Below are 23,855 nucleotides of genomic sequence, written 5' to 3'. Positions count from 1 at the left end.
GAAGAGATCGGGAGAGGGGAAACTGCGGCCCTTCTTTTGCTGATTTATGGAAAAAATACATAAAAAAGAGACAAACCCCGAGTTTTATTCGGAGTTTGTCTGCAGTCTGAATCGGATCCTGCGGGGTCCGATTTTTTCATGAAGAAACTTATTTGGTTTTTAATTTGTCGATGATTTCTTTTTCCGGCGTCACCGCCACCGTGGAAAAGTCCGTGTAGAGGACGAGACCCGGCTGATTGGAAGGATGGCGGCGTATAAATTGCCGCTTTGTATAGTCCACGTCCACGTGGGCGGATTGACGGGCGCGACTGTAATAGGCGGCCAGGGCGGCGCCTTCGTAAATCGTGGCCTCGCCCACTTCCTCGCCCTCGGTTTTTACGATGACGTGACTGCCCGGGCCGTTTTTCACGTGGAACCACAGATCGTCTTTTCGTGCAAATTTCAGGGTGAGTTCCTGATTTTGGCGGTTGTTTCTGCCGACGTACATGGCAAAGCCTTCAGAGGAAGTGAAGGTCAGGTACTCGGGTTCTTTCTTTTTCTTTTTTTTGTTTTCCCCGTGGCCCTTGTATTTTTTCTTCAGGAAATCTTCACGAAACTCCTCCTGTATGGCGTCCACTTCGTCGATGGATTCGGCATCGTCGAGATTGTAGAGCATGGCATCCAAATAGCGAATGGTGTTTCGGTTTTTATCGATGCGGTCGGCCAAAAGCTTTTCCGCGTGTTTTAATTTCGTGTATTTTTTATAGTAGCGGGCCGCATTTTGAATGCCGTCTTTCGTTTCGTCCAGGGGAATCGTCAAGGGATTCATATCGTCGTAAAAATTTTCCAACGTGACTTCCCCGGCGCCGCGCTGGATTTTCCACGCGTTGGAAGAGATTAAATCGCCGTAGACCTTGTATTTTTGGCGGTCTTTCGCATCCCGGAGTTCAAATTCCATTTTTTCCTGTTTATGAAGGGCCCGCTCTAAATGGTTTTTAATCTGTTTGTTCAGATTCTGGCTCTTTTGTCGCACCCTGTCTTCCAAGACCCGGGCGGAGAAGGTGTGGTCAAGAAGCGCCGAAGGCCCGTTGTAAAACGTCTTGCTCTCCTCCGGGTAGTGGGTTAAATTCACGGCGGAAAAGGCGATAATGTGGCCGGCGTCTGAAATGCTTTGGGGCCTGAATTCCGATGCGGCGATTTCGGAAAAAAGGGAGTGAAAGGCGCCGTACAAATCTTCAGACGAAAAAAGCTTCACCGGATCTTTGTCGCTTCCCCCGGCTCGGTAGGCGATTTCTCTGGCGATAAGAGGCGAGACGCCTAAATAGTTGCGAATAAAAAAGTTTTTCAGAGACGTGCCTTCGCTTTCGTGGAGCCGCGCCATAAAATCCCCCTTCGTCTCCTTCAGGGGATTGGTCCTGTCCACAATGCCCTCCAAAGTGTAGCTTCCCCCCGGGAGCACTTCCCGCACGCGGCTCATGGAGCGATTGATGCGCTTTAAGGCGTCGAGAATGGTATTGTTTTCGTCGAGAAGAATAATATTGGAGTAGCGGCCCATCATTTCGATGACCAGCGTCTTTTCCACGCGGTCGAAAAGCTCGTTGAAACCGTCGACTTTGATTTTTATAATGCGGTCCATTTCCACCTGCTCGATGGCATTAATGGTGGCCGATTCCAAATGCTTTCTGAGAAGCATGCAAAAAGCCGGCGGCGTTTGAGGATTTTTGAATTTTTTCTCCGTAATGTAGGCGCAGGGATTGTTCGCAGAAGCGGAAAGCAAGAGGCTCCCCCGATCCGTCTTGCTCCTGAGATTTAAAACCAAGGTATCGTCTTGGGGCTGGTAGATCTTGTCGATCTTGCCGCCGGTAAAGCGACTGTCTAATTCCTCGGCCACCGCCTTTGTCATCGTTCCGTCGTAACTCAATGAATACCTCCCTTTCTGTCTTCGGGTCGTATCATGTATAATACCATAGAGGAGGCGTCTATGAACAGTATGACGGGCTTCGGCTCAAGTGAAATCGTCAAAGACGGCATGAAGCTGAATGTGACGGTAAAATCGGTGAATCATAAAAATTTGGATATTCGGATCAAAGGAATGGCGGAAGCGCCCGCCTTGGAGCAAATGGTGAAATCCGCCATTGCTAAAGAGGCGAAGCGGGGCCACTTCGACGTGTTTGTGCGCACGGAAGGGGAGTCGAATACAGATCTTCGTTTCGATCCGGAAGCCTACGCCTTTTACGAGCGAATATTGCGGGAAAAGGGCGCAGCTCGGCCCGCGGAAGTGGCCTGGCTTTTGGAGCGACCCGGCGTCATTAAACAGGGAACAGACGAGGCCCTCGATCTTGACGAAGCGTTATTAAAGGAGGCCTTCCATGGGGCCTTTTCGGATCTCTTAACCATGCGTGAAAAAGAAGGCGCGAATTTAAAGCAGGTTTTGGAAACGAATCTGGCAAAGCTCGCCGATTACGTCGAAGCGATTCAATCGGCGGCCGCGGATGAAAAGGCGGAAGAAAAAGAGTCTTTCAGCATGCGGGTGAAAGAAATCATGGGAGAATACGAATTGGATCTTCCTCGATTTTCCACGGAGCTTGCTCTGCTCTACGAAAAAATGTCCATCGAAGAAGAAATTGCGCGTCTGATTTCTCACATAGACCAATTTAATGTTATAATGAACGGTAAAGGTTCTGTCGGTCGACGTTTGGATTTTCTCTTGCAGGAAATGTTCAGAGAAGCCAATACGATCGCCAGCAAATCCAGACATTTGGGGATTTTACACGACATTGTGGAAGTAAAAACCCTCATCGATCATTTACGGGAACAAGTTGCAAATATAGAGTAAAAAGACAAGGCGGGTGTCAGGTGTCAAAAGGATTTTTATTGGTACTTTCCGGTCCCTCAGGTAGCGGAAAAGGTACCGTCAGCGAAGCCTTAATGGCGAAAAATCACGAAGTTAAATTTTCCACCTCGGTGACCACGAGAAAGCCGAGATCAATGGAAATCGACGGAGAAAACTACTTCTTTAAGACGGAAGAAGAATTTAAGAACATGGTGAAGAACGACGAACTCTTGGAGTATGCCCACGTGCACACGAATTACTACGGCACGCCCAAGGAATTTGTATTTCAGGAAATTGAAAAGGGCGAAATCGTCTTATTGGAAATCGACGTGCAGGGCGCCCTTCAAATTAAGGACAAATACAAAGAAGCCGTGTTTATTTTCCTCCTTCCTCCCACCATGGAAGAGCTGAAACACCGAATTGTCAGCCGCGGCACCGAAAGTGAAAAAGACATTGAAACCCGCTTTGCCAATGCCTTTAAGGAACTGGACTTTGTCGGAAAATACGACTATTTCGTCGTCAACGACAAGGTGGATCAGGCGGTAAAGGACATCGAAAACATTATTGCGGCGGAAAAACTTCGGGTGAAACGATACAAGAACATTAAAAAGGACATTGTAGATAGAAAGGCGATACGATGAATATTTTATCATTTGGCGAAATTTCGAAAATTACCAATAGCCGCTACGCGTTGGCGACCTTGGTTTCCAACCGCGCCAGGGAACTGGTGGACGGCGAAGAGGCTTTAATCGATACGGATCTGGAAAACCCCGTGTCCATTTCTCTGGAAGAAATTAACCAAGGCGCCGTGAAATTTACGAGCAAAGAACGCTTTGAAGCGATCATGGAAGAAAAAGCTCGCCGCGAAGAGGCACTTCAGAGAGAGCTTGCCATGGTCGAAGAGGAGGAAGCGGTCGATGAAGAATAAACACGTTCTTCTCGGCGTCACCGGCGGCATCGCTGCCTACAAGGCGCCGGCCATCGTCAGCCGATTAAAAAAACTTGGCATGGAAGTCAAGGTGGTGATGACGGAGGCTGCTACAAAATTTGTCACGCCCCTTACCTTTCAGACCATGAGCAATGAAGTCGTTCACGTGGATATGTTCGATCAATTGAACAATATGGATGTGGAACACATTGCTCTGGCCAAATGGGCCGATGTCATGGTGATCGCACCGGCGACGGCAAACACCATGGCCAAATTGGCCTACGGCATCGCCGACAACATGCTCACCACCGTGGCTCTGGCCACGACGGCGCCCATTCTCATCGCCCCGGCAATGAACACGCAGATGCTCCGGGCCGATGCGACCCAAGAGGCCCTGAAAGTTTTAAAAAACCGCAAGCAGTATGAGATTCTTCCCACGGCGGAAGGGCTCCTGGCCTGCCAAGACGTAGGCGAAGGGAAGATGCTCGAGCCGGAAGACATCGTGGATTACATCCTCATGGCCTTAACGGAGAAGACCATGGCCGGCGTGGATCTCACCGTGACGGCGGGTCCCACGAAGGAACGCATGGATCCCGTGCGCTTTTTGAGCAATCACAGCACGGGGAAAATGGGCTATGCCATCGCACAGGAAGCGGCGGCACGAGGCGCGAAGGTGCATTTAATTTCGGGACCGAGCAATTTAAAGGTGCCGAAGGGCGTGGACTTTGTTCCCGTGGAATCCACCGAGGATATGTTTAAGGCCGTGGAAGCGAAGTTTGACGATACCGACGTGCTGATTAAATCGGCGGCGCCCAGCGACTACAAGCCCAAGACCTACGCCGCCGAAAAGATCAAGAAGCGGGAAGGCGGCCTCATGGCCGTGGAATTTTCGCCGAATCCGGACATCGCCAAACACTTCGGCGCCATGAAGGGCGATCGGGTCATCGTAGGCTTTGCCGCGGAAAGCCACAATATGGCCGACTACGCGAAAAAGAAATTGAAAGAGAAGAACTTTAATTTTATCGTGGCCAATAACATTACCGAAGCCAAGGCAGGTTTCGGCAGCGACACGAACCACGTGCACATTTTTTCCGCCGACGGCACCGACGAAGAATTGCCCATGATGGATAAAAGTGATTTGGCCGCCGCCATATTGGACCGGGTAGAGAGAGACCTGAAAAGCTAGAACATTCTAGCTTTTTTTGTATTATAGGGAGCGACTATGATTGTAGATGTGTATTTAGACAAGGCCTTGCCGCAAATCGATCAACTCTATTCCTATGCCTACGGCGGCGAGGATGCGGCCATTGTGGGCAAGCGCGTCATCGTTCCCTTCGGTCGCGGAAACAAGCCGGAGACGGCGGTGGTTTTAAGAATCGGCAAGGACGAAGGCAAGAAATTAAAATCCGTGATCCAGGTCCTGGACAGGCGACCCATACTGACGGAATCCGCCATCGCCCTGGGCATGAAAATGCGGGAGATCTTCGTCACCTCCTATGTGCAGGCCTTTCAACCCCTCCTTCCGAAATATGTCTTAGGCGGCGTGGAAGAGGTGGCGGTAAAATTAATTGACGACGAGGAAGTGGCGGGTATTTTTCAAGGCGCGGAGGCCCTTGCGACGGAGAAAATTCCCACAGACAAGTTGGATCGTCTGATCGAGGCGAAGAAAGTCGCCGTTCGCTTTCGCGGCACACAGCCCGTGAAGAAAAGAGTGGTGGAAAAATACGTCGCCTCCGGCGATTACGACGGACCCATGACCGAAAAACAGGCCCTTGTCTTCGATCTATTGAAAAATTCTCCGCCTCTTTCAAAGGCCGAGATCACCAAAAGGACTGGGCTCTCCACGAGTCCTGTTGACAGCTTAATCAAGCGAGGCGCCGTCGCCCCGGCGGATCCCGATGCCGCGATTCCGGACAGAGCGCCGGTTTTGCGAAAGGATCAGGTCGCGGCCATCGAAGGCATTGCCGAATCTAAGCGGCCCGTTCATCTCCTCTACGGCAAGACGGGAAGCGGCAAGACGGAAGTCTACATGCAATTGGCGCAGCGCGCCATGGATGAAGGGAAGTCGTCTCTGATCATCGTTCCGGAAATCGGCCTGGCCACACAAATGGTGCACCGTCTGTCGGCCCGCTTTCCCGGGAAGGTGGACATCCTGCATTCCCGCCGCTCCGAAGGGGAAAAGGCCGCAGCGTGGATTCGGCTGAAAGAAGAGCCGGGTCGCATCGTCGTCGGCGCACGGTCGGCGGTGTTTTCCCCCGTGCCCGAGCTGGGCTATATTTTTATCGACGAGGAACAGGAAGAGAGCTACGACTACCGAGAAGGCCTTCGCTACAATGTGCGGGACGTGGCGGAAATGCGCGTGCGCTTTGAAGGCGGCAAGGTGGTTTACGGCTCGGCGACCCCTTCGGTGATTACCTACGCTCGCTGCGGCGAAGATGTAGAGCTTCACCGATTGGTGGGGGATCCGAAAAAAACGGAGGCATCGCCGGTGGAGATCGTGGACATGCGGGAAGAGCTCTTTAAGGGCAATGTGGAAATCCTCTCCGAGCGCATGGTGGAAGGCCTTGAGGAAGCCTTAAAGGCGAAGAAACAGGCCATACTCTTCATTAATCGCCGGGGCTACAGCCAATTCGTGAGCTGCCGAAGCTGCGGCCACGTCATCGAATGCGACGCCTGCGACATTTCCATGGTCTATCACCGGCGAACCCACCGCCTCCACTGCCATTATTGCGGCAGAACCAAGCCCATGCCGAGAACCTGCCCCGTCTGCGGGAGCGAGTACTTAAAACAATTTGGCATCGGCACGGAGCAGGTGGAGTCTTGGATAAAAAATAAATTCCCGGAGGCCAGGGTCTATCGCATGGACAAAGATACCATGGCGCAAAAGGGAAATTACGAGAAGGTCTACGAAGCCATGAATGAAAAAAAGGTGGACATTCTCGTGGGCACGCAAATGCTCGCCAAGGGCTTTGACTTTGAAAATGTGGTCTTTGTCGGCGTCGTGGCGGCGGATTTGTCCCTTTTCGTTTCCGACTACAAGGCCCAGGAAAAAACCTACCAGCTCCTGACCCAAGTGGCGGGCAGGGCCGGCCGGGGTAAACACAAAGGCCGCGCTGTGATCCAAACCTACAATCCCGATAATTACAGCATTCAATACGCGAAAGAGCGAAGTTACGAGCCCTTTTTTCACCGGGAGATGGAGGAGCGCAAGCGCTTCTTGTATCCGCCCTATGTGCACTTAGTGAAGATTCACATTCGGGGCACCGGGGACGTGGATCAGGTGGCCTTGAACTGGAAAAAAACCCTGGAGGCCATCAACAAACACGAGCAGTTCGATATGCTCGTGGCCAATCCCGTGGAGCAGCCGAAAATTAAAAATAAAAGACATGTGTCGATTTTAGCAAAAGTCTGGCCAAAGGAGTTTCGGCCTCTATTAAAGGCTTTAAAACGGGTATTGATGTATTACTACCGTACGCAAGCGGAAAAAGAGATTACCATAAGCATAGAAATAGACGGATAAAGTGAAAGAGAAGGAAGTGAAGAATGGCAAAATTACAAATTCGCATCGACGGCGATCCCATATTGCGCAAAAAGTCCCGAAAGGTGGAGGTTATCGACGAGGATATCCATCGCCTCATCGACGATATGTACGAAACCATGTACGAGGCTCAGGGCGTGGGCCTGGCCGCCGTGCAAATCGGCAAATTAAAACAACTCATCGTCATCGACGATTACGAAGGAACGAAGATCGTGCTCATTAATCCCGAGCGCGTGGCGGAAGAAGGGTCGTCTGAGGCTTTGGAAGGCTGTTTAAGCGTCCCGGAACGCGTCGGCAAGGTGAAACGCTTTGAAAAGATCAAAATCAACTACACCGACCGCGACGGGGAAGAGAAGACCTTGGAAGCGGAAGATTTTCTCGCCCGAATCATCCAACACGAAATGGACCATCTAGAGGGGATTCTCTACACGGATCTGACCGATGAAATGTACGATGTCGACAGGTCGAGCGAGAGCGAGGCGGAGTAATGAAAGCGGTCTTTTTCGGCACGCCTGATTTTGCCGTGCCCACACTGAATGCCTTAAACGAAATCTGCGACGTCACCTTGGTCGTGACCCGAGAAGATAAGAAAAAAGGCCGCGGGAAAAAGCTCTTGCCCACGCCGGTGAAGATCCGCGCCGAAGCCTTGGGCATCGAGGTCTTTCAGCCCCATAGTTGCAACACGGAAGAAGCACTGGAAAAACTGAGAGCCCAGGAAGCGGATCTTTTCGTCGTCGTGGCCTACGGACAAATTCTGTCGGAAGACGTGCTGGCTCTGCCGAAGAAACACATCGTGAACGTCCACAGCTCCCTGCTCCCGAAGTATCGGGGCGCGGCGCCTATGCAGTGGGCCATTCTTAACGGCGATGAAGAAACCGGCGTGAGCCTCATGAAAGTGGAAGCGGGACTGGACAGCGGCGCTGTCTATGATGTGAAAAGAACGCCGATCGGCGACAAAAATTTCGGCGCCATTCACGACGAATTGGCGGATTTCGGTGCGGATTTAATCCGAGAATTTGTTACGGATCTTGAAAAAGGAACCGTCACCTTTACGGAACAGGACCATGATGCGGCCACCTATGCGGCGAAAATCGACGACGAGCTTTTGGCTCTTCACGCCGACGAGCTGACGGCGAAGGAATTTGTACGAAAAATTCGCGCCTTCTCGCCGGAGCCCGGTGCCCATTTCCTCTTTCGGGACGAGCGCCTAAAGGTTTACGACGGCGAAGTAAGCGATGAAAAGGTACCGACAGGTCATTATAAAGCGACGAAAAAGAAGCTGTGGATCGGAACCAAAGACGGCGCCGTCTTATTAAAGGAAATCCAACGTCCCGGGAAAAAACGCATGGCCATCGGCTCTTATCTTGCCGGTGCCCACTTGGATGAGAAGGGAGAAATCTAATGTACGGCATGTACTATAATTGGGATTACTTGATTTATATTCTTCCCGGCTTTCTCTTGGCTCTTTACGCCCAATCGAAAATCAAGACAAATTTCGACAAATACAGCCGCGTCACCAATCGCGAAGGCCTTACCGGCCGCTCCGTGGCGGAAATGATCTTGAGAGGCCACGGCATTTACGACGTGCGCGTGGACCGCGTGCGGGGGAGCCTAACTGACCACTACGATCCGACACAAAAGGTGCTGCGCCTGTCCGATCCGGTCTACGATTCCACATCCATCGCGGCCCTGGGCATCGCCGCCCACGAATGCGGCCACGCCATTCAACACAACGAATCCTATGCGCCCCTTAAATTCAGAAACACCATCGTGCCTGCGGCAAATTTGGGATCGAATCTTTCTTTTCTTTTCATCCTTATCGGCCTGTTTGCCTTTGAACCTTTGATGAAATTAGGCATCGCCCTTTTTGCCATTACCGTCTTGTTTCAATTGATGACACTTCCCGTGGAATACGACGCCAGTCGCCGGGCCAAGGCCATATTAGCCGACGGCGTCTTATCCGGAGAAGAAATGGTGGGCGTGGAGCGCATCCTTTCCGCGGCGGCCCTCACCTATGTTGCGAGCCTGCTCACGGCCATCGGCACCTTGCTGCGATTTATTTCCCTGGGAAGGAGACGGGACTGATGCGAAATCCCCGTTTTCTCGCCCTCACGACATTGGAGAAAGTGGAAAATGGCGCCTTTATTCAAGACGCCTTCGATCCCAAGGGACTTAAAGAGGCGGACCGCAACCTGGCGGAGACCATCGTCTACGGCACGGTGCAAAACAAATTATTTTTGGATTACGTGATCCATCGCTTCGTGAAAAAGCCGGAAAACTTGGATCAAAACATCCGCCAACTCCTGCGCATGGCCCTCTATCAAATGCACTTTCTGGACCGGGTGCCGGATCATGCCATCGTCAACGAAACCGTAAAGATGGCAAAGGTCATCTCGAATGTAGGCGCCTCCGGACTTGTAAACGGCGTGTTGAGGCAAGTGATTCGGGAAAAAGACGAGGCCTTCAAGGTCCATATCGACGACGAAGTGCGACGCCTCGCCGTCACTTACAGTTTCCCGGAAGAATGGGTGCGCTATTTTCAGCGCCTTTTAAAAGACGAAACGGAAGCCTTTCTGAAATCCACCTTCGATCCGGCGCCTTTAACATTGCGTCCGGTCTCCGTGAGTGCCGAGGCGCTGATCGGTGAGCTTGAAGAAGACGGATTTGCCTGCGAGAGCATAAAGCCCCGTCCCGCCGTCGTCGTAAAACATCCCCGAGGCCTTTTTGAAACCGAGGCCTACAAAGAGGGACGCTTTTACGTTCAGGATGCGGCGTCTCAGGCGGTGGTCTCATTATTTACAACCGATAAAGAAGTGCAGGCCATGGACCTTTGCGCCGCGCCCGGCGGAAAGAGCTTTCAAATGGCGGAAATTTTTGCCCACGTGGACGCCTTCGACGCTTCGGCTGAGCGCCTGGTACGCATGGAAGAAAACATCCGTCGCTTGGGATATAAAAACATCGCTACGGCGGTGCGGGACGGAAAAACGCCCCTGCCGAAGAAAAAATACGACCGCATTTTGGTGGACGCGCCCTGTACGGGCCTGGGCCTGATCCGGAGAAAACCCGAGATCAAGTACCGCGTCGGATATGACGATGTGCTTCAGCTGGCCCGGGTACAACGGCTCTTGCTGGAAAATGCCTACGACGCATTAAACGACGGCGGCGAGTTGGTGTACAGCACCTGCAGCGTCACCGTGGAAGAAAATGAAGGCGTGCTCCATTCCTTCTTGTCGGATCATCCGGAGTGTCGATTAAAGGAAAAGGGAACGCGCTACTGGCCCCACCGCCACGGTACCGACGGGTTTACCATGGCCTGTATCGTAAGAAAGGACGCCTAATGCATTGGATGGAAATGACGCCTGAGGAATTAAAGGCCTACGTCGCCGGCTTCGGCGAAAAAAGTTTTCGCGCAACGCAACTCTTCGAAGGCATTCACGGTCAACGAAAGGCCCTCGAAGAGCTTTCAAATGTACCGGATTCTCTGAAAAATGCCCTTCCTGCGCCTCTTCGCGGCGCCAAAATCGTGAAGCGCCTGGCGTCGAAGCTGGACGAGACGAAGAAGTACCTCTACGAAATGGAAGACGGGGAGATCGTCGAAGGGGTTTTGATGAAATACCATTACGGCTACAGCCTGTGCGTATCGACGCAAGTCGGTTGCCGCATGGGGTGTAGCTTTTGTGTGTCCACACTCAAGGGCCGCATTCGCGATCTCACGCCCTATGAAATGCTTTCACAGATCTATGCCGTGGAAGAAAATGAAGAGATTTCCGTGGGGAACATCATCCTCATGGGAAGCGGCGAACCTTTGGACAATTACGACAATGTGTTGCGCTTTTTGAAACTTCTCCACGAGCCCAAGGGAAAAAACATGAGCTACCGCTCCATGACCATTTCCACATGCGGACTCGTCGACGGCATCGGCCGTTTGGCGAAGGAAGGTCTGCCCGTTAATTTGGCCATAAGCCTTCACGAGACGGATCAATCGGCCAGGGAGGCACTGATGCCCGTCGCCAACAGCTATAATTTAGACGAACTTTTTTCCGCCCTCAGGGATTATTGCGACGAGACGAAACAGCGGATCACTTTGGAATACACATTGATTCAGGGGAAAAATGATCAGCCGAGAAACATTCGCGAGATGAAAGCCCTTACCAAGGGCCTTCCCTGTCACGTGAACTTGATCGCCCTAAACGACACGGCCCATTTCGCAGAGAAAAAACCGTCCAAAGAACACATCCTGCGCTTTCAACGAGAGTTGTCTCAAAGCGGCGTATCATGTACAATACGTAGAGAATTAGGCAGTGACATACAGGCCAGCTGTGGACAATTAAAAGCGGGTTCTGAAGCCATAAAGACAAGGTGATACTATGATAATTTCTGCATACACCCATATCGGTGGCAGAGAAAACAATGAAGACAGTTACTACGTGGATCCGAAAAAGCGCTTTGCCATTTTAGCCGACGGCATGGGCGGCCACGCGGCGGGGGAAAAGGCCAGCGCGTTGGCCGTGAACCGCTTAAAAGAAGTCCTCTCCGTTCCCGTCGAAAGTGAACGGGAACTTTTGGACCTTTTAAATAACGGCGTGCGAGATGTGAATCAAGAGATTTTCGATCAGTCCGCAGCCCATTTAAAGTACCGGGGCATGGGAACCACCTTAAGTTTGATTTATCTGCTTGATGGCAAGCTTTATTACATTAACATCGGCGATTCCAGAATCTACGGATACGACGACGCCCTCTTTCAAATTTCAAAAGACGACAGCTTCGTCAATTATCTCTTGGATATCGGCGATATTTCCGAAGAAGAGGCCCGCGTCCATCCGAAGAAAAATGTCCTCACAAAGGCCTTGGGCACCACCCAAGGCGTGGATTTCCAAATTCGAAGCCTGGATGCGGATTTAAAATTTATCATCCTCTGTTCCGACGGCCTCTCCGATGTGGTGGAGGGCGCCGAGATTCAAAAAGTACTGGAAACGGAAAAGGGCGATATGTCGAAGAAACTGGTGCAAAAAGCCCTGGATAGTGGCGGAAAAGACAATATCACCGTCATCGTACTAGATAAGAGCAGGTGAAGGTATGCAGGGAATGATTTTAGCTGACAGGTACGAATGCCTGAAACGAATCGGAAGCGGCGGCATGGGCGATGTCTACAAGGCCCACGACCGCAGGCTGGACAGAATCGTTGCCATCAAAGTCTTAAAGAGCGAATACAACGAAGACGAAAACTTCATTCGCAAATTCCGCCGAGAATCTTTGGCTGCTGCCAGTATTTCTCACCCGAATATCGTAAGTATCTACGACGTGGGCATGGAAACCGTGGGCGACGAAGACGTCTACTACATCGTCATGGAATACATTGACGGAAAGACGTTAAAAGAATTAATTAAAGAAGAGGGCATGTTAAGCCAGAACCAGGCGTTAAATTACCTGATTCAAATCGCCGAGGCGTTGAAAATCGCCCACAATAAAAACATTATCCATCGGGACATTAAGTCTCAAAACATAATGGTTACCCGGGACAATCGCGTGAAGGTGACGGACTTCGGCATCGCCCGCATGGCGGGAAACGCCACGGTTACCGTCACCAATGCGGTCATGGGAAGCGTCCATTACTTCTCGCCGGAGCAGGCCCGCGGCCAAAAAGTCGACGCCAGAAGCGATATCTACTCCATGGGCATCGTCTTATTCGAAATGCTCACAGGCGACGTGCCCTTTGATTCGGAAAATCCCATTACCGTGGCCTTAATGCACGTTCAAAACGACATTCCCATGCCGTCGGAGCGAAACCCCAGGGTGAGTCCGGAAGTGGACCGCGTCTTTAAGCACATGACGGAGAAAAAACCGTCGGATCGCTATGCCAATGTGAGTTTGATCATCGAAGATGTCAAAGCCATTTTGCTTGGCAAAGTGTACGGCGATCGAGGCCAAACGGCGACAGGAACCACGGTGGTGATTCCGCCCAGCGCAAACCGCGTTCAAAACGATGCGACGGCACCGAGGGATACGGTGGGGCCTACGAAGCGAAACACTCGGCCGATCCCGGTGAAAAAGTCGAAGAAAAAGAGCAATCCCCTAGCCACCATCGGCGGGGTCTTGCTGGCCCTATTGCTCCTTTTCGGCCTGGCATTCGGCGGATCGAAGATCAAAGACATGCTAATTTCCAATCAGAAAGATGCGGCAGTGGAAATGATCGACTTAATCGGAAAAGACGTTTCCGAAGCCAAGGACTTCGCCGCTTCAAATGACTTGAATCTGGAAATCGACGAGAAGGAGTCGGACGAGGGAATAAAGCCCGGCACTATCTTGTCTCAGTCCGTGGACGAAGGGGAAGTCTTGAAGCGAGGGGATCAGTTCTCCGTCGTGATCGCCAAGGAGACGGAGAAAGTAAAGGTTCCCGACCTCGAAAACATGACCATCTCCGAAGCTCAGTCCACTTTAAAGACTGCGGGATTGAATTTAGTCGTGGATAAAACGGAATACAGCGATTCCGTTCCGGCGGATCGAATCATCAGTCAAAAGCCGAAGTCCGAGGAAGAACTTCCCAAGGGCGACAGCGTCCATGTGGTCATGAGCAAGGGCCAAGACGACAAGACGACCATCGTTCCCAATCTAAAAGGCGTTTCCATCGACAAGGCGAGGGCCCTTCTTAAAGAACAGGGATTGAAGCTGGGCAATGTAGAAGAGCGGGAAGATATTTCCGTCGGTCCCGGCGAAGTCGTATGGCAACAATACAATAGCGGCAATCAAATCAAACAAGGTTCCACCGTGGACATTATCGTGAGCAAACGCGCCGGTAGTAACGAATCGGAAGGCGAAAATGAAATGCAAGTGAGCCATAAAAATATTTCCCACCGCATTCCCGATGACGGCGAGACCCACGAAATCGAAGTCGTGGTAGAGTCCGGCGGAAGCGAGCGCGTGGTCAATCACGAAGAAGTCATGGGAGGCTCCTCCGTGTCCTATCCGGTGCAAGGAAGCCCCGGCGACAAGGCCTATATGCGCGTAGACGGCAATGTGGTTAAATCGGTGAACTTTTAATGAAAAAGAAGGGTAGAATCACGAAGCTGCTGGGCGGCTTTTACTACGTGGCCGCCGAAGACGGCGAAGTGTACGAAACGCGGGCCCGAGGCATTTTTCGCCATCAGAATCGAAAACCCGTGGTAGGCGATTACGTGGAGCTTTTAATCGACGAGGGGGACAGGCTTAATTCGGTTGAAGAAATTTTGCCGAGAAAAAACGGCCTGCTTCGCCCGCCGGTGGCCAATGTGGATCAAATTTTACTTTTCATCCCTACGGCGAATCCTAAATACAATCTGTATTTGGTTGATAAAATGTTGGCCTATTACGAACAGAAAAACGTCAGCGTCGTTCCCGTCGTATCGAAACAGGACATGGATCCTGAAGAGGCGGATCGCCTGCGCGCCCTATACGAAGGCTGCGGCTACCGGGTCATGGGCTTGTCGGAGGCCGACGAGGAATCGGTGAATCGGCTGAGAGAGATGCTCTATGAAAAGACCACGGTCTTAAGCGGCGTCTCCGGATCGGGGAAAACCACCTTTTTAAATCGCATCTTGAACTTGGATCTGGAAACGGGCACGGTGAGCGAAAAAACCAATCGCGGCAAGCACACGACGCGGCATACGGAGATCTTTACCGGAGAGAAGGGCATGTATCTCTTCGACACGCCCGGGTTTTCCAGCATCGAAATCGACTCCATTGCCTCAGTGGATTTGGACGAGCATTTCAGAGACTTTGTACCTTTTATTCAAGACTGTAAATTTCTGGATTGTCGCCACGTAAAAGAGCCGGGCTGTGCCGTGCGTGGGGCCTACGAAAGCGGCGATTTGGCGAGCAGTCGCTATGAAAATTATTTGCGTTTTTACGAGGAATTAGTAGAAAAGGAGAATGGAAAATGGCGTTAGTGGCACCGTCGATATTATCGGCAGATTTTGCGAAATTAGGTGAAGCCATCACCTTCTTGGACGAGAGAGCGGTGGATTACATTCACATCGACGTAATGGACGGCAAGTACGTGCCGAACCTTACCTTCGGCCCGCCGGTTATCAAGGCCATTCGCCCCTTCACCTCCATTCCCTTCGACGTACATTTGATGATCGAAAAGCCGGAGGATTCCGTGGAAGACTACATCGCCGCCGGCGCCGATCGAATTACATTTCACACCGACGCCACCATTCACGCCCATCGACTGATTCACCGAATAAAAGAAGCGGGAATTAAGGCCGGCATCAGTTTAAACCCGTCTCAAAATCCCGAATCCGTTCGCTACCTGCTCGATGACGTGGATCTCGTGCTTTTAATGAGCGTCAATCCCGGCTTCGGCGGTCAATCCTTTATCTCCTCCACCATCGAAAAAGCGAAGCAAGTAAGGGCTATGACCGATCGCGAGGATTTGGAAATCATGGTGGACGGCGGAATCAACGAAACCACCGGCGCCGCCATGGTAGAAGCGGGCTGCGACAGTTTGGTTGCGGGATCGTACATCTTTAAGCACGAAGATCCCATGGCTGCCATCGACGCATTGAAACGCCTATGAAGCGGGGATTGATCGTCACCGGCGGGCGGCGTCCGTCGAAGGAATTGCTTGAAAGCGAAATTCGCTGGGCCGACGGCATTATCTGTGCCGACGGTGGCTACGACACCCTGGCCCACGTGCCGGAAAAATTGAAGCTCGTGATCGGCGATTTCGACAGTTCCCATCGCCTGGCGGAACTGAAAGAAAAGCAAGTGCCCATTGAAGTTCTTCCGCCGATGAAAGACGAGACGGACACTGAAATGGCCATGACGCGCATGTTGGAATACGGCCCCGATGAAATTCATATTTTAGGCGGCACGGGCAGTCGTTGGGATCACAGTGTGGCGACGATTTTTTCTATGGAAGCCTATCTTGACGAAAAGGCAAAGATCACCATGATCGACGAAAACAATCGCCTGCGCATGGTCGGACCCGGCACCTACGCCATCGAGAAACTTGGCTTTCACTATGTAAGTTTTGTTCCCGTCACCGACGCCATTACCATTTCCACCGACGGATTTAAATACGAAGTGGACCACTTAAAGCTTTACAGAAAAAAAACCCGCGGTGTCAGCAACGAATTGCTGAAGGACGGGGGTACGGTGACATTGCACGAAGGAAAAATGCTCATCATCCATTCGAAAGATGAATAAATAGGCATCTCAGCCAATAAAAAAGGCCCCGAAGGGCTTTTTTTGTTGCGCTTAATTCACTTGATTTCTCGGTTTCTTTCCGGCGATGAAATCTTCCAGATTGTCTACGCAGGCATTACCCATTTCCAGGCGGGCTTCCACCGTAGCATTGCCGAGGTGAGGCGCCAGAGTCACATTGTCGAGATGCAAAAGATCTTCCGTGACCTTCGGTTCGAATTCATAGACGTCCAAGGCGGCACCGGCGATGGTGCCTTCTTTTAACGCATCGGCCAGGGCCTGTTCATCGATTAAGGGGCCGCGAGCCGCATTGATGAAAGTGGCGGAAGGCTTCATGGCCCTAAAGGCATTTGCGTCAAATTTGTGTTTCAATTCGGGAACGAAGGCGGAGTGAAGGCTGATGAAGTCCGATTCCTTCAACAATTCTTCGAAGGAAACGTAGGTGGCGCCTAATTCTTCGATGGCTTCTTTGCGATTTCTCGAATTGTAAATAACCTTCATGTCGAAAGCAAGGGCACGTTTCGCTAAGTTTTGGCCGATATTACCCATGCCGAAAATACCCAGGGTCTTTCCCTTTAATTGTTGGCCCAGGAAGTAAGTGGGGCGCCATCCGTGGAAGCCGCCTTCACGAAGATCCTTTTCGCCGCGAATCAATTGCCGCGCTTGGGCCAGCATTAAGGTAAAGGCCAATTCGGCGGTAGAGACGGCGGAGGAGGGAGCCGGAGCGTTGCAGACGACGATGCCTTTTTCGCGGGCATAGGCGATGTCGATGTTATCGAAGCCGGCGCCGTAATTTAAAATCAGTTTTAAATCCTTCGCTCCATCCATGACTTCCTTGTCGATTTTATCGGACAAGGGACAGATCAGGGCGTCTTTTCCCTGAAGGCCTGCGATAATTTCTTCTTTCGTCATGGGAACATTGCTGTCGTTGTAGCTGTAATCGACGCCTTCTAAGCGTTGGATGACTTCATCGGGCACACGACTGGATATAAAAAGTTTCATAGGATCCTCCTTAAAAAAAGCGATAAAAAAAGCCGATTCTTCAAGAATCGACTCGTGATTAAAGGGCGCGTTCAACCTTGCCGGATCTCAGGCAACGCGTACATACGTAAATTCTCTTTTTCGATCCGTTAACAACGGCGCGGACGCGTTGAAGGTTCGGAGACCAAGATCTATTTCCTCTTTTGTGGGAGAAGGAAACCGAGTTACCGAATTTTTTTTCTTTTCCGCAGATTTCACATCTTTTTGCCATACTTACACCTCCTCCGACATTTTTTCAACTCGAATTATTTTACCACAGAGAAAAATAAATTGCAATCGGGCCTCGGTTTTTTCCGTGATGTTTATGTGATATAATGACGGTAATTCCCAAAAGCGGAAAGGAGACGAATCATGCAAATAACGATCCCCAACGAAAAGGGCAATATTACCATAGATAATCAAGTGATCGCCACCATCGCGGGCGTTTCCGCCATGGAAAGTTACGGCGTCGTGGGCATGGCCAGCAAAAATGCCACGGACGGAATTTTCCAATTGCTGAAATTTGAAAATCTCACCAGAGGCATCGAGGTGTACACGGATAATGAACGGGTACACATTCTTTTACACGTCATCATCGAGTACGGCATTCGCATTTCTACCGTCGGACAAAATATTATTGACACGGTTCAATTTAATATCGAGTCGCTAACCGGGTTGGAAGTCGATCAAATCGAGGTTTTGGTCGAAGGCATACGAATGAACTAGAGGTAGGTTATGGATCAGATTACGATTACAGAATTTAAGGAAGCACTGATTAGTGCCTCGAATTTTTTAGAAATAAATAAAGAACACGTCAACGATCTCAATGTCTTTCCCGTTCCCGACGGGGACACGGGCACGAATATGTCGAAGACCATAAAAAGCGCCGTGAAACAGGTGCTTGCATCCGACGCCACGGAGCTCGGCGCCTTGGCCGGCGAAATGAGCCGAGGTGCGCTCATGGGCGCCCGGGGCAACAGCGGCGTCATCCTCTCTCAACTGTTCAGAGGCTTTGCAGAAGGGCTCAAGGGGCAGGATAAGCTCACCGTGCCGGTTCTGGCTCAGGCCATGAAGAGCGCATCGGAGATGACTTATCTCGCCGTCATGAAGCCTACGGAAGGAACGATTCTCACTGTGGGCCGTGAAAGCGCCGACTTCGCCGTAAAACACGCGAAGAAATACAGCGATTTGATCTTATTCTCGGAAGCCGTGCTGGAAAGGGCGAAAGAATCTTTGGCCAACACGCCGAACCTCTTGCCTGTATTAAAAGAAGCCGGCGTCGTGGATGCCGGGGGCCAAGGCCTCGTAACCATTATGGAAGGGGCGCTGAAGGCCTTGAAAGGTGAGGCCGTCTTAGGTGAAGCGGAGGAAGCATCCGAACACGGCAAGCAAAAAATCGAGCGGAAGGAAATTTCTACCGACGACATTAAATTCGGCTATTGCACGGAATTTATCGTTAACACCAAATCCAATCACGTGGAAGATCTGAAGGCGGATTTAGTTGAGAGAGGCGACAGCCTGATCGTCGTCGGCGACGACAGCATGATTAAGGTCCACGTCCACACCAACGATCCGGGACTCGCCATTCAAAGTGCGTTGAACTACGGCTTTTTAAAGGACATAAAAGTCGATAATATGCGCCTGCAACACTCCGAGCGTCTGTTTACCGACTACGAGGTGGAAGCTTCCAATGCCGAAGTACCTGAAGAGAAGAAGCCCTACGGTTTTGTCTCTATTTGCGCCGGAAAAGGCATCGAAGAAATTTTCCGTCAGGTGGGCGTGGATTATCTGGTCACCGGCGGACAAACCATGAATCCCAGTACGGAAGATATTTTGGCCGGCATCGACCGTGTGAATGCAGAACACATTTTCGTACTTCCCAACAACAGCAATATTTTCCTCGCGGCGGAAGCGGCGGCGAAGATTACCGATAAAGAGGTTACGGTCTTAAAGACTCGATCCATCCCCGAAGGAATCAATGCCTGCGTCCACTTTATGCCGGACAAAGGCGTAGAGGAAAATGTGGAATCCATGATGGAAGCCGTAGGCGATTTAACTACCGGCCAGGTTACCTATGCCGTGAGGGATACGGAAATGGACGGCATCGCCATTAAAAAAGGCGACTACATCGGTATTTCCGGAAAGAAGATTTTGGCAAAGGGTCAGTCCATTAACGAAACCACTGTCGAAATGATCGAAAAGATGGTGGATGAAGACGCGACATTCGTCTCTCTCTACGCCGGAGAGGACGTGAGCGAAGCCGATGCCGAAGCCCTCGAGGAAAGCCTGGAAGAAGCCTTCCCCGACATGGATGTGGAAATCTTGCGCGGCGATCAGCCCATTTACTATTATTTAATTTCAGTCGAGTGAGAAGCAGGCGCAGGCCTGCTTTTTCATTGGAGGAGCCATGGACCTCAGTTCAAGTATTTTAGAGATCAAGGGAATCGGCAAGAAAATTGCGGAAAAACTAAATAAAGCCTCCGTGTTTACCGTGGAAGACCTGTTGTATACGTTGCCGATTCGCTACGAAGACGGCAGCGTGCTCAAAGACTTTGTCCACGCGGATTTCGACAAGCCCGCCACCTACTTCGTTCGTCTCGTGGAAAAAAAGCCGCGCCGCTATTTAAAAAAGGGCCTGAGCATGCAGACTTTTGTTATTTCCGACGGGGCACGGAAAGGGGAGATGACTTTCTTCAACATGCCCTATTTGGACAGGAGTCTGAAGGTGGGAGAGGACTATTATATTTTCGGAAAGCCGAAATTTTTCAGAAACCGCTTGTCTTTTTCCGCGCCGAAATTTTTCGACGAGGCGAAGCAAAAAGAAGCTCTGGCCGTTTCTCCCGTCTATCCCGTCTTAGGCGGCGTGGGACAAAAGGCCACGGCAAGATTCATTCAAGAGGCGCTAAGGGACGTGTTTATTCCGCCGGTGGTGCCGAGGTATTTGCGGATGCGCTACGGCCTTATGACGGAGGCGGAAGCCCTGAAGGTACTCCACGGACCGAAGCAATTAAACGATGCAAAAGTTGCCCTTCAGTCCTTGATCTTTTCGGAGTTTCTTTGCTTTCAACTGGCTCTCGGTCGCTTCCATCAAAGCAAGAGCGAAGCGGGCTTTTCCATGGAAAAAACCGATTTGGCGGAAGTGATTTTATCCAAGCTGCCCTTTGAGTTGACGGAAGGCCAAAAAGAGGCGTGGAAGGATATTCAGCAGGACATGGCCTCGCCTAATCGCATGGAGCGATTGGTCCAGGGCGACGTGGGCAGCGGAAAGACCGTCCTCGCTTTTCTAGCCATGGCCACCTGCGTGGCCTCAGGTCATCAGGCCCTTTTCATGGCGCCGACGGAAATTCTGGCCAAGCAGCATTACGAAGAGGCCTTCGATTTATTTATGCCTCTCGGCGTGCGGGTGGAGCTCTTGACCGGGAGCACAAAGGAGAGCAAGAAAAAAATCATTCGGGAGAATTTCGAAAGCGGCATTTGCGACGTAATTATCGGCACCCACGCCCTGTTCAACGAAGATTTAAAGAGCGACCGCATCGGCCTGACGATCACCGACGAGCAACATCGCTTCGGCGTCATGCAGCGGGAAGCCCTTCAGGAAAAGCAGTCGAAAAGCGACCGCTTGATTATGACGGCGACGCCGATCCCGAGAAGCCTCGGCATCGTCATGTACGGCAACACGAAGATTTCTTCCATTCGAACCATGCCCAAGGGCCGAAAAGCCGTTCAGACCACGGTGATCAACGAATCGGGCCTGAAAGGTGCCTACGATTTTATGGAGCGGTTCTTGAAGAGCGGCCAACAGATTTATGTGGTCTGCCCGCTTATCGAAGAAAATCCCGATTTTCCTCTCCACGCGGCGGAGGCCGTTTACAAGTATTTTTCTGAGGATCGCTTTAAAAACTACTCCGTGGGCCTTATACACGGGGCCCTTTCCTCCGAGGAAAAAAACGCGGTCATGGAAGCTTTCCAAAAGAATGAGGTGCAGATTTTGATCTCCACCACGGTCATCGAAGTGGGCGTCAATGTGGTGAATGCCAATCTGCTCTTCGTTTACGACGCCGATCGCTTCGGCCTCGCCACCTTGCATCAGCTCCGGGGCCGCGTTGGCCGCGGGGATCAGGCAGCTTACTGCATTTTGCACAGCGCAAACGACAGCCTGAAGGCTGACGAGCGTCTCCGCATTATGGAACGCTCCAACGACGGCTTTTACATCGCGGAAGAAGACATGAAACTTCGCGGCGGCGGCGATTTTTTCGGCACCCGCCAATCCGGCACCGTGGAATTTCGCGTCGGCGATCTGTTCGAAAACATGGACATCATGCGCTACGCCAAGGTGGAGGCCGACGCCATCCTTGAGGGCGGCCATCTGAACGCGAACGAGGAGCCGGATCTTTTAAAAGCGGTGGAGGCCTACGAAGCGCGGACACGCGGGATTTGATTGTTTCGATAAAGAGATTATGCTAAAATTTGAAGGGAAGTGGCCATGCGCGTCATTGCGGGAGAAAAAAAGGGACAGCGATTAAAAACGCCGAAAGGCGATCGCATTCGCCCCACGGAGGATCGCATCAAGGAAAATGTATTTAATCTGCTCTACGGCCCCTCTAGCGGGGTCCTGGTATTGGATTTATTTTCCGGAACCGGTCATATGGGCATCGAGTTTTTGAGTCGCGGCGCCGAATCCGCGTGGTTTTGCGACAATCATCGGGAAAGTCTTCGAATTACCCGTGAAAATATAAAGATAACAGGGTATAATGACAAGAGCAGGGTCGTGGAAGGATCTTTCGAGCACTGCCTCGAGCTTGCCCGGAATGAACATACGGCATTCGACTACATATACGTCGATCCTCCTTACGCGAATCGTGATTTTTACGATCGCACGGCCCAAACCGTCGGCGCTTGCCGCTTGCTTACGCCGGGCGGTCGCATGCTATTTGAAGCGCCGAAGGAGTATACTTTTTCCCATTACGAACACCTGGCATTGGTTCGGGAAAAGTCCTATGGAAAGAAGAAAATTTGGATTTATGAAAGTTGTGATTAGAGTTTGAAAGTCATTTACGCCGGCAGTTTCGACCCGGTTACTTACGGTCACTTGGATATTATTCGTCGGGCGAAAGCTATTTTCGGCGAAGTCATCGTCGCCGTGTTGGATAACAAGAAAAAGCCCGGCTTCTTTAGCGTAGAAGAGCGGTTGGCCCTTTTGCGGGAAACCTTAAAAGAAGATGAAGACGTCGAAGTGGATCATTTCGAAGGGCTTCTCGTGGATTACGCGAAAAAAAGAAATGTCTCCACGGTGGTTCGCGGTTTGCGCTCCAATTCGGATTTCGAAAACGAGTACACCGTTGCCATGGCCAACAAAAATTACGGAACCAATTTGGAAACCGTCTTTCTGTTGACGACCCAGGAGCATTTGTTTATCAGCTCGTCCCTTGCAAGAGAAGTGGCCTTGTTTGACGGCGACACGTCGCTGTTTGTGCCCGAAGTGGTGGGAGAAGCAATGAAGAGGAAAGTGAGAGGAAGGTAGCTTATGGAAGTTATGCGTTACATCGAAGATTTAAAAGATTTACTGGAAGTGAGTTCCACGATCCCCTTGACGGGAAAAGTGATGGTCGACAAGGAAGAAGTCAACGAACTTCTGAACCAAATTGAATCTCAATTTCCTCAAGATTTAGCGGAAGCGCAAAGCATTCGCGATCGCAAAGACGAAATCGTCAATGAAGCCAATATGCAGGCAAAGCAAATCATTCAAGCGGCCCATGTGGAAGCACAAAAGCTGGTCAATGAAGACGAAATCACCCTCGCCGCCCAAGAACAGGCCAGAGAAATCATGAACCGCGCCGAAATTGAGTCGGATCAAATTCGCCTTTCGGCTCGGGATTACGTGGACAATATGTTGGAAAACACCCAAGTCCACTTGTCCGACATGATCAAAACCATTAACGAAAACAGAAAAGAGCTTTAAAAAAAGGTTCTATGTCAACCATTGGGGAGTCTAGTGAAAACTAGGCTCCTTTTTGTTTTCCCAAATGCCATTCATCACCGGTCTTTTGAACAGACGAAAAGCAGTTTGGTTCGGAAATGATGAAAGTTACGCATCCCAAAAGCGACGCGCTTCACGGTCTTGATCTTGTTGTGCGTTCCTTCCACGTAGCCGTTACTCCACGGGTAATCAAAGCTGTTGGCAATCTCATCGAACCAGTTTTTGTAGGCGCGCAAGCAGTAGCGCCACTCCTTTAGCCCGCCTTTCTTTGCCTCTTCCATCCACTTTGAAAGAGCGGTGGCGGCGGTTTCTTTGTCGTTCTGAGAAAGGACGTAGGTGTAAAAGCCTTCTTTTAAGATGTAGGCGGTTCGAATGGCGTCGCTCTTTTCAAGCATGG

25 protein-coding genes are annotated in these 23,855 nt (G+C 51.1%); 21 read left to right on the top strand and 4 right to left on the bottom strand.

Annotated features, from left to right (window positions below; genetic code table 11):
• Positions 1-148: 148 nt before the first annotated feature.
• Complete coding sequence (locus tag OCV31_RS08855; protein WP_148474444.1) at positions 149-1,900, bottom strand: Rqc2 family fibronectin-binding protein; 1,752 nt, start codon at positions 1,898-1,900, stop codon at positions 149-151.
• A 60-nt stretch (positions 1,901-1,960) separates the two neighbouring features.
• Between OCV31_RS08855 and OCV31_RS08850 the strand changes: the two genes are divergently transcribed.
• From OCV31_RS08850 to OCV31_RS08780, 15 genes are read left to right on the top strand one after another with little or no spacing between them, the layout of a single operon-like run.
• Positions 1,961-2,815 carry a YicC/YloC family endoribonuclease gene (locus tag OCV31_RS08850; RefSeq protein WP_267303919.1) on the top strand — a complete coding sequence of 285 codons (855 nt, stop codon included), beginning with the start codon at positions 1,961-1,963 and terminating at the stop codon, positions 2,813-2,815.
• Positions 2,816-2,835: 20 nt separating this feature from the next.
• Positions 2,836-3,453 (top strand): guanylate kinase, encoded by a 618-nt coding sequence (gene gmk, locus OCV31_RS08845; RefSeq protein ID WP_148474440.1) that lies wholly within the window; start codon positions 2,836-2,838, stop codon positions 3,451-3,453.
• Positions 3,450-3,740, top strand: coding sequence for a DNA-directed RNA polymerase subunit omega (gene rpoZ / locus OCV31_RS08840; RefSeq protein WP_148474438.1), 291 nt, complete (start codon positions 3,450-3,452; stop codon positions 3,738-3,740). The genes gmk and rpoZ overlap by 4 nt, the downstream gene beginning before the upstream one ends.
• On the top strand, positions 3,730-4,926 hold the full coding sequence (gene coaBC / locus OCV31_RS08835; protein WP_148474436.1) for a bifunctional phosphopantothenoylcysteine decarboxylase/phosphopantothenate--cysteine ligase CoaBC: 1,197 nt from the start codon (positions 3,730-3,732) through the stop codon (positions 4,924-4,926). Before rpoZ ends, coaBC begins: the two co-directional genes overlap by 11 nt.
• A 36-nt stretch (positions 4,927-4,962) precedes the next feature.
• Positions 4,963-7,260: a replication restart helicase PriA gene (gene priA, locus OCV31_RS08830; protein ID WP_148474434.1), complete on the top strand. Its 2,298-nt coding sequence runs from the start codon at positions 4,963-4,965 to the stop codon at positions 7,258-7,260.
• A gap of 23 nt (positions 7,261-7,283) precedes the next feature.
• The gene (def, locus tag OCV31_RS08825; protein WP_148474432.1) at positions 7,284-7,766 is read left to right on the top strand and encodes a peptide deformylase; all 483 of its coding nucleotides are present in this window, start codon (positions 7,284-7,286) and stop codon (positions 7,764-7,766) included.
• On the top strand, positions 7,766-8,680 hold the full coding sequence (gene fmt / locus OCV31_RS08820) for a methionyl-tRNA formyltransferase (protein ID WP_148474429.1): 915 nt from the start codon (positions 7,766-7,768) through the stop codon (positions 8,678-8,680). The genes def and fmt overlap by 1 nt, the downstream gene beginning before the upstream one ends.
• The gene (locus OCV31_RS08815; protein WP_148474427.1) at positions 8,680-9,363 is read left to right on the top strand and encodes a zinc metallopeptidase; all 684 of its coding nucleotides are present in this window, start codon (positions 8,680-8,682) and stop codon (positions 9,361-9,363) included. The genes fmt and OCV31_RS08815 overlap by 1 nt, the downstream gene beginning before the upstream one ends.
• Positions 9,363-10,616: a 16S rRNA (cytosine(967)-C(5))-methyltransferase RsmB gene (gene rsmB, locus OCV31_RS08810; RefSeq protein WP_148474425.1), complete on the top strand. Its 1,254-nt coding sequence runs from the start codon at positions 9,363-9,365 to the stop codon at positions 10,614-10,616. Before OCV31_RS08815 ends, rsmB begins: the two co-directional genes overlap by 1 nt.
• A complete protein-coding gene (gene rlmN, locus OCV31_RS08805; RefSeq protein WP_148474423.1) occupies positions 10,616-11,641 on the top strand; it encodes a 23S rRNA (adenine(2503)-C(2))-methyltransferase RlmN in 1,026 nt (341 codons plus the stop codon). The genes rsmB and rlmN overlap by 1 nt, the downstream gene beginning before the upstream one ends.
• A 4-nt stretch (positions 11,642-11,645) precedes the next feature.
• Entirely contained in the window at positions 11,646-12,350 is a 705-nt protein-coding gene (locus tag OCV31_RS08800) for a PP2C family protein-serine/threonine phosphatase (RefSeq protein WP_148474421.1), read from the top strand.
• Between the two features lie 4 nt (positions 12,351-12,354).
• Positions 12,355-14,316, top strand: coding sequence for a Stk1 family PASTA domain-containing Ser/Thr kinase (gene pknB, locus OCV31_RS08795; protein WP_148474419.1), 1,962 nt, complete (start codon positions 12,355-12,357; stop codon positions 14,314-14,316).
• Positions 14,316-15,200 (top strand): ribosome small subunit-dependent GTPase A, encoded by an 885-nt coding sequence (gene rsgA, locus OCV31_RS08790; protein ID WP_148474417.1) that lies wholly within the window; start codon positions 14,316-14,318, stop codon positions 15,198-15,200. Before pknB ends, rsgA begins: the two co-directional genes overlap by 1 nt.
• A complete protein-coding gene (gene rpe / locus OCV31_RS08785) occupies positions 15,191-15,832 on the top strand; it encodes a ribulose-phosphate 3-epimerase (RefSeq protein WP_148474415.1) in 642 nt (213 codons plus the stop codon). The genes rsgA and rpe overlap by 10 nt, the downstream gene beginning before the upstream one ends.
• Complete coding sequence (locus OCV31_RS08780) at positions 15,829-16,464, top strand: thiamine diphosphokinase (protein WP_148474413.1); 636 nt, start codon at positions 15,829-15,831, stop codon at positions 16,462-16,464. Before rpe ends, OCV31_RS08780 begins: the two co-directional genes overlap by 4 nt.
• A 51-nt stretch (positions 16,465-16,515) precedes the next feature.
• Here the strand turns inward: OCV31_RS08780 and OCV31_RS08775 are convergent, their stop codons facing one another.
• Both OCV31_RS08775 and rpmB read right to left on the bottom strand, forming a co-directional pair.
• Positions 16,516-17,463 (bottom strand): 2-hydroxyacid dehydrogenase family protein, encoded by a 948-nt coding sequence (locus OCV31_RS08775; protein ID WP_148474411.1) that lies wholly within the window; start codon positions 17,461-17,463, stop codon positions 16,516-16,518.
• A gap of 58 nt (positions 17,464-17,521) precedes the next feature.
• On the bottom strand, positions 17,522-17,713 hold the full coding sequence (rpmB, locus tag OCV31_RS08770; protein ID WP_077075217.1) for a 50S ribosomal protein L28: 192 nt from the start codon (positions 17,711-17,713) through the stop codon (positions 17,522-17,524).
• Positions 17,714-17,853: 140 nt separating this feature from the next.
• Between rpmB and OCV31_RS08765 the strand changes: the two genes are divergently transcribed.
• Genes OCV31_RS08765 through OCV31_RS08740 form a run of 6 tightly spaced genes read left to right on the top strand, consistent with a single transcriptional unit; the run spans position 17,854 to position 23,440 of the window.
• Positions 17,854-18,207: an Asp23/Gls24 family envelope stress response protein gene (locus OCV31_RS08765; RefSeq protein WP_108831720.1), complete on the top strand. Its 354-nt coding sequence runs from the start codon at positions 17,854-17,856 to the stop codon at positions 18,205-18,207.
• Positions 18,208-18,216: 9 nt separating this feature from the next.
• The gene (locus OCV31_RS08760) at positions 18,217-19,851 is read left to right on the top strand and encodes a DAK2 domain-containing protein (protein ID WP_148474408.1); all 1,635 of its coding nucleotides are present in this window, start codon (positions 18,217-18,219) and stop codon (positions 19,849-19,851) included.
• A gap of 37 nt (positions 19,852-19,888) precedes the next feature.
• Complete coding sequence (gene recG, locus OCV31_RS08755) at positions 19,889-21,919, top strand: ATP-dependent DNA helicase RecG (protein WP_148474406.1); 2,031 nt, start codon at positions 19,889-19,891, stop codon at positions 21,917-21,919.
• A gap of 45 nt (positions 21,920-21,964) precedes the next feature.
• Positions 21,965-22,519: a 16S rRNA (guanine(966)-N(2))-methyltransferase RsmD gene (rsmD, locus tag OCV31_RS08750; RefSeq protein WP_148474404.1), complete on the top strand. Its 555-nt coding sequence runs from the start codon at positions 21,965-21,967 to the stop codon at positions 22,517-22,519.
• A gap of 3 nt (positions 22,520-22,522) precedes the next feature.
• Positions 22,523-23,002, top strand: a complete 480-nt coding sequence (gene coaD, locus OCV31_RS08745; RefSeq protein WP_148474402.1) for a pantetheine-phosphate adenylyltransferase — start codon at positions 22,523-22,525, stop codon at positions 23,000-23,002.
• Between the two features lie 3 nt (positions 23,003-23,005).
• Positions 23,006-23,440, top strand: a complete 435-nt coding sequence (locus OCV31_RS08740) for an ATP synthase subunit B family protein (protein ID WP_108831725.1) — start codon at positions 23,006-23,008, stop codon at positions 23,438-23,440.
• Positions 23,441-23,514: 74 nt separating this feature from the next.
• Here OCV31_RS08740 and OCV31_RS08735 read toward each other — a convergent pair.
• Positions 23,515-23,855 (bottom strand): transposase (locus OCV31_RS08735; RefSeq protein ID WP_148474400.1); only part of this gene is annotated, 341 nt, incomplete at its 5' end.

The organism is Aedoeadaptatus acetigenes (assembly GCF_025566985.1).
GTDB classification, from domain to species: Bacteria; Bacillota; Clostridia; order Tissierellales; family Peptoniphilaceae; genus Aedoeadaptatus; species Aedoeadaptatus acetigenes.
Note: the sequence above shows the minus strand (reverse complement) of the source record. Positions and strands in the feature narration are given on the sequence as shown.

Coding starts and splice junctions, on each gene's coding strand:
- OCV31_RS08850 (WP_267303919.1), top strand. CDS start 1,961: ATGAACAGTATGACGGGCTTCGGCTCAAGTGAAATCGTCAAAGACGGC.
- rpoZ (WP_148474438.1), top strand. CDS start 3,450: ATGAATATTTTATCATTTGGCGAAATTTCGAAAATTACCAATAGCCGC.
- coaBC (WP_148474436.1), top strand. CDS start 3,730: ATGAAGAATAAACACGTTCTTCTCGGCGTCACCGGCGGCATCGCTGCC.
- priA (WP_148474434.1), top strand. CDS start 4,963: ATGATTGTAGATGTGTATTTAGACAAGGCCTTGCCGCAAATCGATCAA.
- def (WP_148474432.1), top strand. CDS start 7,284: ATGGCAAAATTACAAATTCGCATCGACGGCGATCCCATATTGCGCAAA.
- fmt (WP_148474429.1), top strand. CDS start 7,766: ATGAAAGCGGTCTTTTTCGGCACGCCTGATTTTGCCGTGCCCACACTG.
- OCV31_RS08815 (WP_148474427.1), top strand. CDS start 8,680: ATGTACGGCATGTACTATAATTGGGATTACTTGATTTATATTCTTCCC.
- rsmB (WP_148474425.1), top strand. CDS start 9,363: ATGCGAAATCCCCGTTTTCTCGCCCTCACGACATTGGAGAAAGTGGAA.
- rlmN (WP_148474423.1), top strand. CDS start 10,616: ATGCATTGGATGGAAATGACGCCTGAGGAATTAAAGGCCTACGTCGCC.
- OCV31_RS08800 (WP_148474421.1), top strand. CDS start 11,646: ATGATAATTTCTGCATACACCCATATCGGTGGCAGAGAAAACAATGAA.
- pknB (WP_148474419.1), top strand. CDS start 12,355: ATGCAGGGAATGATTTTAGCTGACAGGTACGAATGCCTGAAACGAATC.
- rsgA (WP_148474417.1), top strand. CDS start 14,316: ATGAAAAAGAAGGGTAGAATCACGAAGCTGCTGGGCGGCTTTTACTAC.
- rpe (WP_148474415.1), top strand. CDS start 15,191: ATGGCGTTAGTGGCACCGTCGATATTATCGGCAGATTTTGCGAAATTA.
- OCV31_RS08780 (WP_148474413.1), top strand. CDS start 15,829: ATGAAGCGGGGATTGATCGTCACCGGCGGGCGGCGTCCGTCGAAGGAA.
- OCV31_RS08775 (WP_148474411.1), bottom strand. CDS start 17,463: ATGAAACTTTTTATATCCAGTCGTGTGCCCGATGAAGTCATCCAACGC.
- rpmB (WP_077075217.1), bottom strand. CDS start 17,713: ATGGCAAAAAGATGTGAAATCTGCGGAAAAGAAAAAAAATTCGGTAAC.
- OCV31_RS08765 (WP_108831720.1), top strand. CDS start 17,854: ATGCAAATAACGATCCCCAACGAAAAGGGCAATATTACCATAGATAAT.
- OCV31_RS08760 (WP_148474408.1), top strand. CDS start 18,217: ATGGATCAGATTACGATTACAGAATTTAAGGAAGCACTGATTAGTGCC.
- recG (WP_148474406.1), top strand. CDS start 19,889: ATGGACCTCAGTTCAAGTATTTTAGAGATCAAGGGAATCGGCAAGAAA.
- rsmD (WP_148474404.1), top strand. CDS start 21,965: ATGCGCGTCATTGCGGGAGAAAAAAAGGGACAGCGATTAAAAACGCCG.
- OCV31_RS08740 (WP_108831725.1), top strand. CDS start 23,006: ATGGAAGTTATGCGTTACATCGAAGATTTAAAAGATTTACTGGAAGTG.